This window comes from Caldithrix sp. (assembly GCF_056497305.1).
The window spans coordinates 1-14,895 of sequence record NZ_JBSMDE010000165.1 but is presented as its reverse complement, the minus strand read 5'-3'; the positions used below and the strand labels follow the sequence as shown (position 1 = coordinate 14,895).

Here is a 14,895-nt window from a genome sequence, read left to right as displayed (position 1 = left end):
CAAAGAATTAGTTTTAATTAAAAATTACGAATTACGAATTATTTTGTGAAGGGGCAAGACGGGCCCAGGCGGTGAAGGCCTGGGCCGGCATGTCATTCTGAATCCCGTTTCAGCGGTATCAGAATCCCATTCACTTGCAGGAAGAATTTCCCTTTGCCCCGAATTTTGGAGAAAGGCCCGTCTGGCTGGCGCAGCCGGACAGGCTTATCCGGCCGAAGGACGGGCCATTAAACAATTAAACAATTCAACAACTCAACCTTTTTACTTCCACACACAGCACAAAAATTTTCTCACGCTAAAGTGTTAGATCTTTTAAGGGAAGTATTCTAAAAAAGTATGAGCTAAGCACTGCCTGTCCTTTCGAATCCCGATTTTACGATGTGCGTCGCTCCTTACAGAGTATGAAAATTTCGCATGGGGCGAAAAATATTCGCATCAAAAAGGCCAATGCCAACGCACCTGGTAGGTAGGGCTAAATTCAGCGGCAGGCATAACCAGCAGGCGCATGTTCAGTTCTACCTGCTGTAACAGATCAATCTGGGCATAGCTCCAGAGCAGAGCGTAACCGATCAAAAGGGCGTTGCGTATTTTAAAGGCTTGATTGTATTGCCTGTAATGGGCGTCGATCTCTTTTTGCTCAATGCTGTTTAAATAGTGCTTTTCCAGTTGGTGCGTTTTCACCAGATAATAAATGGCTGCGCTGATGGTAACACCCGAAAGTCCTGCCAGTACTACGCCTTTTTTAGATCGCTTTTGATGGAGATGCCCCCAGCCAGGCAAAAGCATAGAGCGCCACAGCGCCTGCCGCAAAGTCGAGAACCGCAGGCTTGTTGGAGGCTCCGGTTTGGTGACCTCTTTCTGCGAGCTGACAGACGGATTTTTGAGAATATCTTTTTTTACGCCCCTAAAAAAGGCGATAATCTTGGGAGAATTGAGCAAAGGATCTAAAGTGTACGTTTGGTTCAATTGTAAGATGCGGTAAAAGGCCAGAGCAGCCCGATCTTCTTCGTTTAAGGTGTAGTGAGCAATGGCCTTCATGCGTAAAATTTCGATCATCTGGGTGGTGTCCACAGCGCCGGGATGCGCCAATAGCGAATCACTCAGTTGAATCACGGTTCGATATTCAAAGGCTTCAAAGGCCTGTTCAATCTGTTTAACCAGCCTGTTGGGCTGGCCGGCCAATCCCATGTTGCCTGACAAAACAAGCAAAACAAGAACGAACAAAGAAAAGCGCAGATCTTTAAACATAATTACCTCATCAGAATGAGTTGACGCGTCTGAACCAGAGAAGCGCTCTGTAATCGGTAGAAATAAATCCCGCTGGCCACGGCACGCCCCTGCGCATCCACCCCATTCCATTGCACCCGATGTCTTCCTGGCGCCAGAGAGCGGTTGATTAGCGTGATTATTTTACGCCCCGTAATATCATAGAGAGTGAGTTGTACTTGCCGTCGTTCATCCAGGGTGAAAGGGATCACGGTTTGCTGGTTGAAAGGGTTGGGATAATTCTGCAACAAGGCCATGTTTGACGGTACCCTGCCCTGCTGATTTTTCAATCCGGTCGGTGAGGTCCAGATGCGTATTTTTTCAACTTCGGCCACACAATGGCTTAACACGTCTTTCCCCCCAAAGACAAAGATCAGTGAGTCCTGGTAGCCCACTGCGCAGGGTTCGGAGCGTGCGATATTTAAATCGCTCAACATTTCTGAATAGTCCAGATTACCCGCAAAATTGCTTACAAAATATTCGGTTGAGGCCAGAGCCGGAGTACGCTCATTGTAGCCGCCCAACACAACAATTTGACCGCTTTCAAAGGACACAGCCGCTCCGGCCGCCCGACTGACCGTTAAAACATCGTCCAGTTTGGTAAATTGGTGCGTTGTAGTATCAAAACGGTAGATGGTGTTTAAAATCCCATTCAGCGCCCCACCGAACAGATAAATTTTGTCACCGATGGCTGCCGAAATCTGCTGAATTATGTCGGTTTGATCAGGCGGATATTGCTGTTCATCAAAGCTGCTGGCTCGCGTGTAGGTTATCTGGGCGCCAGGCACAAAATATTCGACCAGATAGGGAATGTTCTTTCCCCCTACTCCAGGGAACCCTCCAAAGATGTAGAGATGGTCGCCCAACACCTGGCAGGCTGCAAACTGACGGCTAAAAACGTTGCGGTAATCATAAAAATAAGTTGCGCCGCTAAAGTCCCACATTTCCAGGGATGAGTCAGGAGCAAATTCGTTGCCGAACATCAGTACACTGTTGTGGTAATTATCCGCAGAGAATCCATAGCGCGGTATTTTCAGCGTGTCTGCAAGCACTTCCCAACTATTGGCCACAGGATCGTAAACCTGAATGAGTTTGGTTGCCGAATAGGTGGAATCGGAGTAGCCGCCCAAAATGTAAATGAGACCATTGTGCTCCACGGCCTGCGCTCCGCGCACCGCTACGGGCATACGGCTCACAATTTGCCAGGCATTGGTCTGAGCCAACAACAATGTAAAAGTAACGATTAAAATAAACCAGATTAAACAGAACTTACGTGCCATTAATCCATCTCTCTTTTTTATTTTCCTAATTCTTTTTAAGTTACAAAATTAATGCCAATCTAATGATTTACAACATGCGCATTTTGCAATAAGTTGATTTTTACGGTCAGGGTATCTTTGCGGACAAAGGAGAGCGTGTCGCAAAACTCCGCAATTTGTTCATGTTTGATGGTAAGGACATGGCGTCCCGGTGTTACGGCCAGAGGATGTTTTAAAGGACTTTGCCCGATCGCTTGCCCGTCAAGGTAGATTTCGCCCCAGGGATGCACCTGGCAATTCAAATAGGCAAACAGGGTGTCCAGTTTCAGTTGTAGTTTTTTCTCTTCTGCAGCCTGTAAGACGATTTTACCCTGGTAGAGGGGATAAGCCGGATGTTTGATGGCAAAGAAATGTTCACCAGGTTCCAGAAGCAAACTCTGGCTCATGGGCGTGGTAAAATGGTATTGCGAATCAATCTCGACCTCGGCCCAGGGAAAACATTCAAGAATAAGCCGGGCTGGTTCGTTCCGCTCAACTGATTCCGGTGTGGCCTGAGCAATCGCCGACGGATTGCCCGGCCTCTTTTGCTCCTGCTTTGGGGCAAAGGACAAATCGGAAACCTGCTTTTTGGGATTGCTTGTTTTCAGAGGGATGGTCTCTTTGCGCGCTACCTTATCGAACTGAACCGTCGTGTCTCTGGCGGGCAAAGTGCTGATCCGCGGATTTTTGAAATCGGATTGGGCGCGCCATAGCAACAACAGAAAGAGAAGAAGCACGACAGCGAGCGCACTGAGCAGGGCCATCCCCCTTTTTAAGGGTATTCCGCTTGCCCCTCTTGCTTTTTGTCGGGACGCGGTCTGTAAAAAGGCCGATCTTAACTCACGCGTATTAGAAAAACGCTTTTGTGGTGATTTTTGCAATAGACGCAGAATGGGCGCTTGGAATTCTGGAGGAATGGCTCCCATTTCGCGCTGTAAATCGCTGATTGAAACATTCAGAATATTGTTAATGGTCTGCCCGGCATCCTGACCTAAAAAGGGATTTTTTCCGCTAAACCATTCAAAGAGGATGATGCCCAGATTAAACTGATCCGTCTGGATGTTTAACGCTTCGCCGTGAATCTGTTCCGGCGACATGTAGGCGGGAGTGCCGACCAGCGATTGTTCCTCGGTAATTCGGCTCTCATCCTTGACCAGCGCCAGACCGAAATCGGCAATCTTTAAATGCAACTGTTCATTGATGAGAATATTTTCCGGTTTTAAATCGCGATGGATTATACCCTGATCATGAGCAAAACACAAAGCATCGATGAGCTGGGCAACCAGCTGTTTTTTCTGGCTGTTAGTCCAGGTCTTCTTTTGCAACCAGAATCTTAAATTGTGGCTTTCAAAATATTCAAATGATATGTAGAAAAAATCCTGGTAGTTTCCGAAGTCCAGCACTTTGATGATGTGCGGATGGTCCAGACGCACTAAAATTTTAGCCTCGCGTTTAAAACGCACAAGCAAGGAAGGATCGGGCAGATTTCTGGTATTCAGGGCTTTTAAAAGAATGTCTTTATCCAGAAAGAGATGGCGGGCCAGATACACTGCGCTAAAACTGTCCTTTTTCAGACAGGCTTTAAGCTCGAATTTTTCGAACAAGATGTCTTTTTCAATCCCGCTCACGTTGCATCTCTTTTAATTTTAATTGAATCCAGCGTACGGAAACGCCCAGTGATTTAGCGGTTAATGTACGGTTGCCGTCAAATTTTTCCAGACGCTTTTTGAGTAAAAGTTTTTCAAATTCCCTTAAAGTGCCGTTGAAATTTTCCGGAGCTTCGTCCACATCCAGGATGATGTGTTCCGGACCTATTTTTCTCTCTTCACTTAAAATGAGCGCGCGTTGAATGGTGTTTTCTAACTGACGCACATTGCCCGGCCAGGAGTACTGTTCCAATTTTTTCATGGCATCCGGGTGCACCGCTACTTCTTTTCCTGAAAATTTTTGAATAAAATGGCGGGTCAGTAAAGGCACATCGCCATAGCGGTCACGCAGCGGAGGAATGCGAATAGGAAAGACATTCAGGCGATAGAACAGGTCTTCGCGGAACCGCCCTTCTTTAACCAGCTTTTGCAGATCTTTGTTGGTGGCAGCCAGAATGCGCACATCGACTTTCCGCACTCTGGTGTCTCCTAATGGAATGATTTCCTGATTCTGAATAACGCGCAACAGTTTAGCCTGCAGAGCCGTCGAGATATCGGCGATTTCGTCCAGAAAGAAACTACCGCCGTCGGCCACCTCAAACAGTCCCTTTTTGTCTGAAGTGGCTCCGGTAAATGCCCCTTTTTTGTAACCAAACAGCTCGCTTTCCAGCAAAGTGTCTGGAATACTGCCACAAAATTGGGCCAGAAAGGGCTTGTCTTTACGGGGACTCAAATCGTGGATGGCTCGCGCAGCCAGGTCTTTGCCCGTGCCGCTTTCACCGGTGATTAAGACGGTGGCGTCGGTGCGCGCCACTTTGCGCAACAGAGCAAAAAATTGCAGCATGGCCGGACTCTGACCGATCATTGTGCTAACGGTCTGGCGATCTTCCAGATTCCGGCGCAGAGCCAGATTCTCCTTTTGCAAACTCTCCAGGTAGAGCATTTTGTCCAGAGTCAGGGAAACCAGGTTGGCAAAAAATTCCAGAAAGCGCAGATTCTCTTCGTTAAATTCCGTCCGGTTGCGTGTGCTGTCTGCCAGAATTACGCCCCACAGGACGCTCCTGTTAAACACAGGAACACCCAACACGCTTTTGATCTTCTGGATGCGTACACTTTCAAATTGAGAAAGCCGTGGATCGCTCTGCACATCGTGGTACAAAATGGGCCGTTTTTCTTCTACCACTTTTTGTAAAATACCGGAAGAAAAAAGAGACAGGTCGCGAATTGTTTCCCGTTCAATGTTGCGGGCGGCCAAAATGTCAAACGCACCGCTCAGCGCGTTGTATCGCACAAACAGCCCGCGTTCGGCCTGCAGAGTGTCGATTACGATGTCCAGGGCAGTTTCGATTAATTTTTCTGTAAACGTGACCTCATTCAGCAAACGGCTGATGTGAAACAGGGCTTCGAACTGTTCTTTACTGATGTCTTTTACAGACTTGGCTACCTTCATCTCATTCTACCTGAAAAGACTTAAATTTAGAGCGCTCCCGGTTGCCAAAACGGTCCACAATCCACACAGCCCAGATGTACTGGTTGGTCGGTTCCTTGGGCAGAGGCTGGTCAATTGTTAATTGGGACGTCTCAGGCGGAAGGCCGCTTTTAATCCATATTAACTGGGGATCGACTTCATTGGTGCGCACTTCGACGGTGTAAGTAAATTGGTAGTCCAGATGCATGGGGTCCCAGCGCAAAGTGGGCGTTGAACTGACCACGGTATTATCAATCGGGCTTTTTAAATTGATTTCCTGACGAATAATTCGTTGAATCTGAGCTCCAGACAACTTGATCCGGCGATGTGCCATATCCTTGACTTCCAGAAAGAAGGTGTGCCCCACCAGCTCGTCAGCCAATTGCAAATGCAGGTCAGACAGAGTAATACGATCCCGTTGGTAGTACTTTTCAACGGAATTGTACTGCAAAGGTAAGGTCGCGTTCAGGGAGGGACAAAGCAAAAAAACACTGTCGATGTCCTGGTCTCGGTCCCACAACCAGGCTTTGAGAAAGAGTTCTAATTTTTGCACAGTGGGGTAACGGTTGGTCACGCTGCTGTAAAAGAGCAAAGAATCCAGTACCGGCAAAGCATTGAGATGGGTTTCGATGTTCTGGGTTCGATGATCTGTCCAGTTGATGAACAGGGAGTCACTGTGGTAACCTGACTTCCTGAAATAGAGCCAGCCCGCTTTTAGCTTCACCTTGCGAAAGATAAATTTACCCCGGGCATCGGATTGGGTCCAACTACTGTCTCCTGTAAAGGTGATGGTGGTAAATGGGAGCCCAACGTAGGGCAGACTCTGGCTTAAAACGGTGCCCTGTAGTAAACCATATTGGCTGTCCGGATTGTGCGCATCCAGCGGATTGTTACGCGGAGCGTCACACTGTATTATTAGGAGACAAACAGCCAGGATTGAAAATGTTTTCTTGATCTGAATCATTGAACCAAACCGTTTTTTTCTAAATTTAAAACTAAAAACACTTTAAGACAATTAAAAACATGCCTGACTGCCTTAAAAAATGTCCGGTTTTGTTCTGGTAATCTGACTCTGGTCTATTTTCAATAGAAGCAGTTTTTTAATTTAAAGGTCTGCACGACCTGGCAACCAGTTTCGCAAAACAGACGTTGAAAAATTCAGGCTGCCGGTGCAGGGGATTCTTTTTCCAATGAATCGGGATTTGAAATAACAGGCTTGTAGCACGAACTACGCTCCGCATTTCCCGCATTCTTTGTGCTTTTTACAGTTTAAATTCATGAAGGTTTACGGATCATGAACATGCGAATTCTTCGTCCCCAGTTGATCCGCTGATTTTCGTGTCGGAGTAATGGTTCATTCACTTTGATGTTCGGTTTCATGGCTCGCAATGCGCGATGCAAAATCTGCTCCGCCCTGCTCCACTTCCACTCCTGAAGGGTATGGAATGATTTGAGTTCGGGAAATTTTTCTACTGCATCGGACGCCTTTTGTTTAAAATAGGCTGCAACCTGCTGAGGCACAGAGAGCGTGTCTGCGATTTGATTGACAAAGTAGTAATACAACTGCTCCTCTTTAAAGCGGCGCACTTCCTGAACAACCTGTTCGTCCCGCTCAAGATGGGCTTTTTGCGCTTTTTTGAACAGAAAGTCGTCGCGGAAAATTTTGGCCAGTTGCAGCGAAAGTTCATGTGGAGTTCTAAATCGAGGCCGTTGCGTAAGCGGAATGGTGTTTAAAAGATCTAAAAATTGCCCCAGGCTGACCTGGCCTCCCCGGTAACGAATAAAGGGGGCCTGCAGGGTATTGGAAAGTTGCTCTTTGATTTTTTGCAGCATTCTTTCATCAAGTATTCTTGGATGAGGCAACTGCAAATTTTCAAGATTTTGATCGCCTTTGATGATGAACCAGATTTTTAAGAACAGGGCGCGGTCCGGTTGCGGATTAAGTTTACCGATAGTTTGCTGGATGTAAGCGCGGGCTTGAGCCCTGCCCCATTCCTGGCGCAACCATTTTTCCAGAGCCGGACGTTGTTGTAAATAGTCGTCTTCACGAATGATGGCCGGCTTTTTACGGTTGAGCAATTGTACCACATGGTAACCCCAGCGCGTTTTAATGGGCCGGGAAATCTGCCCGACTCTTAAAGTATCAATGCCTTTACGCAAATCTTCATCCAATTCCGACAACTTTACCCAGCCCAGGTCTCCCCCGTTCCGGCGCAACAGACTGTCCCTGAAAGCTTCTCTGGCCAGAGGCCAAAACAGTGAGCTATCTTTCCGAACTTTTTTAAACCAGCTAAAGGCCTGGTTCACATCCTTTGTAAACAGATGTCGCAAGCGCACGGTCTGGTTGCGTTCCAGATAGGCACGACGTAAGTCAGCATCGGTAATGTTCAGGTGGGCGCCAATCTCTTTTCGGTACAGAGCCCGTAACATGGCCTGTTTCTTTTCCCAGGCAATGGTTTTTTGAATGACCGGATCTTCAAACAAATGTTGCTTTTGAGCCAGCTTTAAGGCCAGTTTCTGATCGATCATCTTGTCCAGTTCGGCTTTAAGAGCTGGCCAACCGACAGAATTAATACCAAAATTGGGGTCTAACTCGTAAAACTGCCGAAATTCATCCTGGTGAATGACCTGGCCATTAATTCTGGCCAGCCAATGCGTTTTCTCTTTCTGTTGCTGACATCGTGCTAAAAAAATCAACAAAAACCCAACGAGCGCCAGGTTGTGCACGTAAGTCAATGAATTTATTTTTTGGGTGAACCGTAACATGGGCCATTCCGTACTTCATTTAATCGTCAACATAGACTTCTGCAAAATTGCATTAATTGTCATTCTGAGCGAAGCGAAGAATCTTATAAGTTAAGTAAAAACAATGGATACTTCGTCGTCCCGATTCTCGGGACTCCTCAGGATGACAGCCACAGTTTAATTTTGCAGAAGTCTTTCGTCAACAAGTTAAGGAAGGTGAACAGACGGTGCAACTTTTAAGTCTTTAACAGACGTTTGATTAATTCCAGATTGTGTTGCAAGGCCACAGTGCTACAAAATGGATGCCCAAAAACTTTCCAGATCTGTTTTTTTTCGTAAATTTTAAATCCATATTGCAGATGGCTTTTTAAAGAAGGAATATTTTTATTTTCGACAAAGGTAAACAGGTGCGTACGCTTTTGTTTGGCCATGATGTCGGCAACTAGATTTTTAAAACCAATCCACACCCCTTTAAATCGGTACTGCGGTAGAATAAAGGCATCGAACAGGTAAATGGAGTGTGCCGGAATAGAGATGTCAATTCCGCTATGTTCCTCATGGTGTATTGAAGACAGATCAAGATTTTCATAACCGACAATGCGTCCTTCTACATTGCGGGCCACAAGAATGATTTGTCCTCTGTTAAATCGTTCTCTGAATTTTAACCCCTTATGCGCAAACTGCTGAGAAAGGTCTTCAAGATCGCGCGAACTGGCTTTTACAATCTGACCGTCAAAACGAATGCGTTGTTTATCAGGAATGCCAGGCAATTCCAGAAAATAATATTCAAAATAGGCGATCGGAAAAAACGCAATATTTTCATTCAACATTTTTAAAAGACAATAAGCCGATTTCATTGGCGAGCCTCAATTTACAATCCCGGTTGACACACATCACTTTACCGACAAAACCACAAACCCCAATCAAAAGCTCTGCTGACTAACTGGCAAAGTTCAATTGTTCCAATTTCTTTTTGATGAAATGGGCAATCCTGGAAACAGAATCTAAATTTTCTGGGGTAATCTCCTGGTTGTCAATGGAAACCTGGTATTCGTTTTCCAGAAAGTTGACCAAACCCAGTATGCCCGTGGAATCAATGATGCCATTCTCAGAAAGCGAATCGTCATCGGAAAAGACCACGCTTTCATCCCCGAATAAAAAATTTTCAATGATGTAGTGCCTGATTTTCTGTTCAATACGCTCCATGTTTTGAACTCCTTATGGCTTAAGGTATTAGGTGTAACGGGTTTGTTTTCAAATATTCGGCTGTACGTATTTTACGTTTGATATCATTCTGGATATTGATCACTTCCTGAGCAGAGATTTGAGCCGCATCGGCAATTTCCTGCACAGCAACTCCCTGTTCCATGCCCAACCAGACCAGATCGCCAATTTCGAAGGGAACTCTGAAAAAGAATTCTTCCTGCGTGCATTCTGCGCTGTAGGTATCGGTGGTGGGCGGCCGCTTTCTTATTTCTTCCGGAATCCCCAGATATTCAGCCAGCTGGTAAACCTGGGTTTTAAACAGATGGGCAATCGGTTTAAGGTCTGCTCCACCATCACCGTGCTTCACAAAAAAGCCCTGTTCATGCTCATTTTTATTGCCGGTTCCGATCACCACGTAGTTCAGGCGATCGGCATGGTAGTAGAGCATGGCCATCCTGGAGCGCTGTTTGAAATTTGAGGCGGCCACGATCTGTAAATATTCGGCCAGAGGCAGTCGTTTTGTCTTTTCCTGCCCATCCGGTGTGATAATGGTTAAATAAAAAACGTTGAACATGTCTTTTTTACCAACCGCGGGCAGCACGATTTTCGATTTGTAACCCGCGCCAAATTCCGGAAAGACCTTTTTCACTGCTTGATCTCGGCGCTCGTAGGCCTTAAAGCCCTGCAATGGTTCGGTCATTTCCTCAACGAGAAAATGGGTGCCCAGCTGCTGCGCCAATTTTTGGGCCAGGATCAGACTATCGGAATTGGATTCGTGTTCGGGCATGGCTACGCCTAAAACTTTGTTTGCGCCAAAGGCCCGCGCCGCCAGAGCCAGACAAACACTGGAATCGATTCCGCCGCTAATCCCCACAACTGCGCCCTGTTTGTGAAATCGGCGGCCCACATTTTGACGAAGCCACTGAGTAATTCTCTCTGTTTCGGCAGCCGGATCAATTTTTAATGCATCTCTTGAAAAAGCCATTAGTCAATCTCCCCTCACAGTTTATTTTGATCAATGATTTTCCTCTTCAGAGCTAATTTTATTGTGTTGCTTTGCAGATTCTCAAAAAAATGGTAATGCCACAACTGAGTTGAAATCACTGCCACTAAAGCCATCTCGTCAAGCAGCGAAATGGCCTCCGCCTGGCGCTGGATTTTATTTTTCAGAATTCTGATCTTCTGAGGATCAAAATAACCATAGCTCCTGATCCTGGCTTCACTGAGCAATTCATTTAGCCAACTTAATGAGCCGTTGTGTAAAATACGCACTGAGACGGGCGCCCGGTAAGGCTGTTTTGGTCTGGAGACAACCTCGGCCGGCAAAATGGAGGCAAAAGTTTTTTTAAGAATGTATTTTTCATCCAGACCATGTAATTTGAAGTCATCGGGCAGGGTTGCGGCAAATTCGACCAGACGGTGATCCAGAAAAGGGAAACGCCCTTCTACAGAATGGCCCATCAGCATCCGGTCGCCCTGAGAGGAGAGCAAATAGCCATTCATAAACAGTTTGGCTTCGATGTATTGCGCCCGCTTCAGCGGCGATGCGATGTCGCTCAGTTTCTTTAAATAGTGCCCAGCCCTTTCCAGCTGCTGTTCAAAATCATAGTCTGCTTTTAGCGATTCACTTAGAAGCAAATGGATTTTGGACGTATTTTCCCAGCGCAACAGGTGCGAATAAAAAGGATGGTGGATTTCGCTTAGATGACGCTTAAAAAAGGCCTGCCAGAAGGGATTCAGCGCTCCCTGACGGTTAATGATGTAGGGATAAATTTTACCTAACAATAACGGCCTGCGTCTGGATTGCGGCTCCCTGGCCCAAAATTGGCGCAACTTGGTCTCTTTAAAGATGTTGTAACCGGCAAAAAATTCATCGGCCCCTTCTCCGGTTAAAACGACCTTAAAGTGTTCGCCACGAACCAGCGCAGACAGGGCCAGCAGAGGGGCCGGGGCCGTACGCAACAGGGGCTTTTCTGCCAGGTGGATTACCTTAAAAAATTGGCTCATAATGTCCTGTTCATCCACCCGTAATGCGCGATGTTCTGTGTTCAGCCTGTCGATCAGAATTTTTTGGTAAAGCTGCTCATCGTATGAGGTTTGCGTGAAATTGACCGAAAAGGTTTTTAATCGATTCTGGTGGATTTGCTGCACCATGGCGGTGATGATCGAGGAGTCGAGTCCTCCGCTTAAATAGGCTCCCACCGGCACATCAGCACGCAAACGGATTTGAACGGCGCTTTTTAACAGGGCGTACAATTCTTCCTGTAACGCTTTCCTGCTCTTAGTATTTGTTTCAGGTTGTGCAAAAGGAATATCCCAGTATTCGATCTCTTTGATTCCATTCGGATTACAGATCAGCATTCTGCCGGGGGGTAACTCGTAAATGCCCTTAAAAGCTGTTTCCGGAGGAATGGTAATCCAGAAGGTAAATATTTGGTTAAGACCGTTCGGATTGGCTGTGGGCTGAACGCTACCCTCGGCAATTAGGGCTTTTATTTCTGAAGCAAAGAGCAATTTTCTGTTACGGTAACTGTAAAACAGAGGGCGAATGCCCAAACGGTCACGGGCCAGGATGAGGCGTTTTTGTTTACTGTCCCACAGGCTGATGGCAAATTGACCGTTTAAATGATTGACAAAGTCCAGCGCCCATTCTTCGTAAGCATGGACAATGACCTCGGTATCGGTCTGGGTCTGGAAAATGTGCCCTGCTTTTTCCAGATGGCGGCGTAATTCAATGTAGTTGTAAATCTCGCCATTGAACACAATCCAGATCGCTTGTTGTTCATTGCAGATAGGCTGCGTTCCCTGTTGTAAATCGATGATACTGAGCCGGGCCATGCCCAATGCAACATTGCCATTGAAATAGAATCCGCATTCATCGGGGCCGCGATGATAGAGTTGCCCTACCATGCGCTCCATTTTTTGTCTGGCCTCTTTTAACGGCCCATCCAATTGGAAAATACCGGCAATTCCACACATTGATCTTCCATTTCCTAACTTTTCTTTTTTAATACATCGGAGTTACTAAAAGATTGATTAATATTGTCTGAAAAAAGGATGGATTATGTTCAGAGGCAGATTAAACTGCAGGGCTGCTTTTGTACTGATTGGCATTTTTTACCCAGGGAAAAGGATACCTGTCCCTTGAATCAGAGACGGAGAGCAAAAAATAAAGAAAGCCTGTCCGCAAGCGAATCGCGAACAGGCCAGTTCAATTTAATTCGAGAGGAGGAGCTTAAAACTTTCTGATATGAGCTTGTTTTTTCATGGCATTAAGGGAATCGACTACCGCTTTAATGACCGGCTCATTGTAGATCACATCGAATTCTTTACGTAATTTTTCTGCCAACTGGTTTTTGTACTCTTTAGCATGCTGAGCCATCAAACGATTTCTAACAAACCGTTTGACTTTTTCAAAATCCTGGTTATTCCATTCCTGTTTGTGCTGCTCGTAATATTGTTTCAATTCTTCATCTGTCAATTTAATCTGATCATTGACCAGGCGTTTCAAAGCTTCGCGTTCCAATTTTTGAATGCGCATGCGGTTGTAGAGGAATTTAAACTGCTCATCTTCCAGTAAGCCTCTGGCCACACCGTCTGCGTACATCAGGTGACCGATTACCAGAGTTTTAATATGGTTCTCTATTTCATCGTCGTAGCGTAATGGGACACGACTGGCTGCATTGGAGCTGTTGTAGGTTTTTACAAAATCTAAAAGTGTAAACTGCCCTCCTTTGTAGGTCACCAAAGGTTCCTGTAGTTTGTCTTTGGGGATGGCATCGACTTTGAGCTGCCCGACTCGATCGAAAGGAACGAATGCCTTTTTGATGTAAGGGAACAGTTCTTTGTTTACTTTGTAATCATATTTAATAAAGAGACTATCGATGTAATTGTTGCGAATTTGATTCAATTTGAATTGCTGAATGCGTTGCTTCAGCTGAGGACGCATCTGGTCCAGCGGTTTTCTTTGGATGGGTTTTTTCTTTATGACCTTAACAAGATTGTACCAGCCGGTAATGTAAATAGGCCTGGACACCTGCCCTTCTTTGAGACTAAAGATGGCTTTCTCAAATTCAGGATCCAGACTGCCAGGCTGGATGTAGTTACGAACTTCGCCGCCGTGCTCATAGGTATGGATATCCAGGGAGTATTTTTTAGCCAGTTCGCCAAAGTCGGCACCATTCTTCAGGGCCTGGTACAAAGAATCTGCCAGATGTTTGGAACTCACGCGTATGTAAGCGATTTTGAGCATGTACTTACTTTTATCGTAAAGATCTTTGATTTCCTGCTCGCTGACCTCAACAGAAGTAGGGATTACCTTGCGGTACAGCGGACCGTTCATTCCGGTCATTGCTCGCCGTTTGAGGCGTTCTAAGTCTTCCTTAATCTCCTTTTCATTTTCAATGCCCTGCTCCAGCAACTTATTTACCAGCAGGTAATTCTTAACAAAATACTCATCAAGAAATTTAACCACATCGTCGCGCGTAATCTCGTTAGCCTGGGCAAAATCTTTGCTTAAACGGTAACGGTTAATAAACACCTGTTTATCAACACTCAGTTTGCCCACCTGCACTAGATCTCTTTCCGGATTGGCAATTTCTGTTTTTTTACAGGCTGCCAGCATTAAAACAATTGTTAATAAAAGACTCACAGTTAAGCGCATTACAACTCCTTCAATTAAAGATTGACATAAATATTAAACTTTAATTTAGTAATTCTTAAGGAATAAATCTATTTTTTTTCACACAAAAAATAAACGTGCTTCAGTTCATTGGCAAGAAACAGCATTGTTTTTTACCTAATTGTTTTACTGCCTCACACAGCACAAAAATTTTCACATTCCGTAGCGCGACTCTCCAGAGTCGCATTGGCTCGATAGAGCCAATAAAAAAATGACTAAGAACGGAATCGATTTTCCTTAATACAAAGATTCTAAGGCAGCAAAGCTGCAACCATTAGTCAACTACAGAAAATAAAATATAGCCACGAATTCACGAATGATATTTTTAGATTTGAATTTCCAACACCTCCCTTCTCCCCCTCGCCTGCTTTGCGGGAGAGGGGGCCGGGGGGAAAGGGCTATTACTGGGCAGATATTCGCCAGAAATAGATTAAACCAAATCTTAAACCATTTAAATATTATGAGTTCAGTATAAAAACCACGAATTTCACGGATTAACACGAAGATATTTGATGTAATTTAAATAAAAACAATAGGCAAATTTAAATAAAATTCGATAATAATACCTTTTTAGAGTGGACTCAT

General features: G+C 45.4%; 11 protein-coding genes. All 11 read right to left on the bottom strand.

The genetic code is table 11. The features are described from left to right. Positions 1-435: 435 nt before the first annotated feature. The 11 genes from ACWB0I_RS13950 to ACWB0I_RS13900 all read right to left on the bottom strand — a co-directional run bounded on the left by ACWB0I_RS13950 (position 436) and on the right by ACWB0I_RS13900 (position 14,292). Positions 436-1,248 (bottom strand): hypothetical protein, encoded by an 813-nt coding sequence (locus tag ACWB0I_RS13950; RefSeq protein ID WP_479388681.1) that lies wholly within the window; start codon positions 1,246-1,248, stop codon positions 436-438. 2 nt (positions 1,249-1,250) lie between these two features. Further along, positions 1,251-2,546 (bottom strand): Kelch repeat-containing protein, encoded by a 1,296-nt coding sequence (locus ACWB0I_RS13945; protein WP_479388680.1) that lies wholly within the window; start codon positions 2,544-2,546, stop codon positions 1,251-1,253. 59 nt (positions 2,547-2,605) lie between these two features. Beyond that, positions 2,606-4,192 (bottom strand): serine/threonine protein kinase, encoded by a 1,587-nt coding sequence (locus ACWB0I_RS13940; RefSeq protein WP_479388679.1) that lies wholly within the window; start codon positions 4,190-4,192, stop codon positions 2,606-2,608. Beyond that, the gene (locus ACWB0I_RS13935) at positions 4,179-5,660 is read right to left on the bottom strand and encodes a sigma-54 interaction domain-containing protein (RefSeq protein WP_479388678.1); all 1,482 of its coding nucleotides are present in this window, start codon (positions 5,658-5,660) and stop codon (positions 4,179-4,181) included. Before ACWB0I_RS13935 ends, ACWB0I_RS13940 begins: the two co-directional genes overlap by 14 nt. Before the next feature lies 1 nt (position 5,661). After that, complete coding sequence (locus ACWB0I_RS13930; protein ID WP_479388677.1) at positions 5,662-6,642, bottom strand: hypothetical protein; 981 nt, start codon at positions 6,640-6,642, stop codon at positions 5,662-5,664. A gap of 311 nt (positions 6,643-6,953) precedes the next feature. Then, a complete protein-coding gene (locus tag ACWB0I_RS13925; protein ID WP_479388676.1) occupies positions 6,954-8,444 on the bottom strand; it encodes a peptidylprolyl isomerase in 1,491 nt (496 codons plus the stop codon). A 215-nt stretch (positions 8,445-8,659) separates the two neighbouring features. Continuing rightward, a complete protein-coding gene (locus ACWB0I_RS13920) occupies positions 8,660-9,280 on the bottom strand; it encodes a hypothetical protein (RefSeq protein WP_479388675.1) in 621 nt (206 codons plus the stop codon). Between the two features lie 82 nt (positions 9,281-9,362). Beyond that, positions 9,363-9,629: an acyl carrier protein gene (locus tag ACWB0I_RS13915; protein WP_479388674.1), complete on the bottom strand. Its 267-nt coding sequence runs from the start codon at positions 9,627-9,629 to the stop codon at positions 9,363-9,365. 19 nt (positions 9,630-9,648) lie between these two features. Then, positions 9,649-10,614 carry an NAD(+) synthase gene (gene nadE, locus ACWB0I_RS13910; RefSeq protein WP_479388673.1) on the bottom strand — a complete coding sequence of 322 codons (966 nt, stop codon included), beginning with the start codon at positions 10,612-10,614 and terminating at the stop codon, positions 9,649-9,651. A 14-nt stretch (positions 10,615-10,628) separates the two neighbouring features. After that, positions 10,629-12,608, bottom strand: coding sequence for an asparagine synthase (glutamine-hydrolyzing) (gene asnB, locus ACWB0I_RS13905; protein ID WP_479388672.1), 1,980 nt, complete (start codon positions 12,606-12,608; stop codon positions 10,629-10,631). Between the two features lie 256 nt (positions 12,609-12,864). Continuing rightward, positions 12,865-14,292, bottom strand: a complete 1,428-nt coding sequence (locus ACWB0I_RS13900; protein WP_479388671.1) for a peptidylprolyl isomerase — start codon at positions 14,290-14,292, stop codon at positions 12,865-12,867. Positions 14,293-14,895 lie beyond the last annotated feature (603 nt).

What these genes read in the sequence shown, in the direction of transcription:
- ACWB0I_RS13950 (WP_479388681.1), bottom strand. Translation starts at nt 1,248, where the DNA reads ATGTTTAAAGATCTGCGCTTTTCTTTGTTCGTTCTTGTTTTGCTTGTT.
- ACWB0I_RS13945 (WP_479388680.1), bottom strand. Translation starts at nt 2,546, where the DNA reads ATGGCACGTAAGTTCTGTTTAATCTGGTTTATTTTAATCGTTACTTTT.
- ACWB0I_RS13935 (WP_479388678.1), bottom strand. Translation starts at nt 5,660, where the DNA reads ATGAAGGTAGCCAAGTCTGTAAAAGACATCAGTAAAGAACAGTTCGAA.
- ACWB0I_RS13930 (WP_479388677.1), bottom strand. Translation starts at nt 6,642, where the DNA reads ATGATTCAGATCAAGAAAACATTTTCAATCCTGGCTGTTTGTCTCCTA.
- ACWB0I_RS13925 (WP_479388676.1), bottom strand. Translation starts at nt 8,444, where the DNA reads ATGTTACGGTTCACCCAAAAAATAAATTCATTGACTTACGTGCACAAC.
- ACWB0I_RS13920 (WP_479388675.1), bottom strand. Translation starts at nt 9,280, where the DNA reads ATGAAATCGGCTTATTGTCTTTTAAAAATGTTGAATGAAAATATTGCG.
- ACWB0I_RS13915 (WP_479388674.1), bottom strand. Translation starts at nt 9,629, where the DNA reads ATGGAGCGTATTGAACAGAAAATCAGGCACTACATCATTGAAAATTTT.
- nadE (WP_479388673.1), bottom strand. Translation starts at nt 10,614, where the DNA reads ATGGCTTTTTCAAGAGATGCATTAAAAATTGATCCGGCTGCCGAAACA.
- asnB (WP_479388672.1), bottom strand. Translation starts at nt 12,608, where the DNA reads ATGTGTGGAATTGCCGGTATTTTCCAATTGGATGGGCCGTTAAAAGAG.
- ACWB0I_RS13900 (WP_479388671.1), bottom strand. Translation starts at nt 14,292, where the DNA reads ATGCGCTTAACTGTGAGTCTTTTATTAACAATTGTTTTAATGCTGGCA.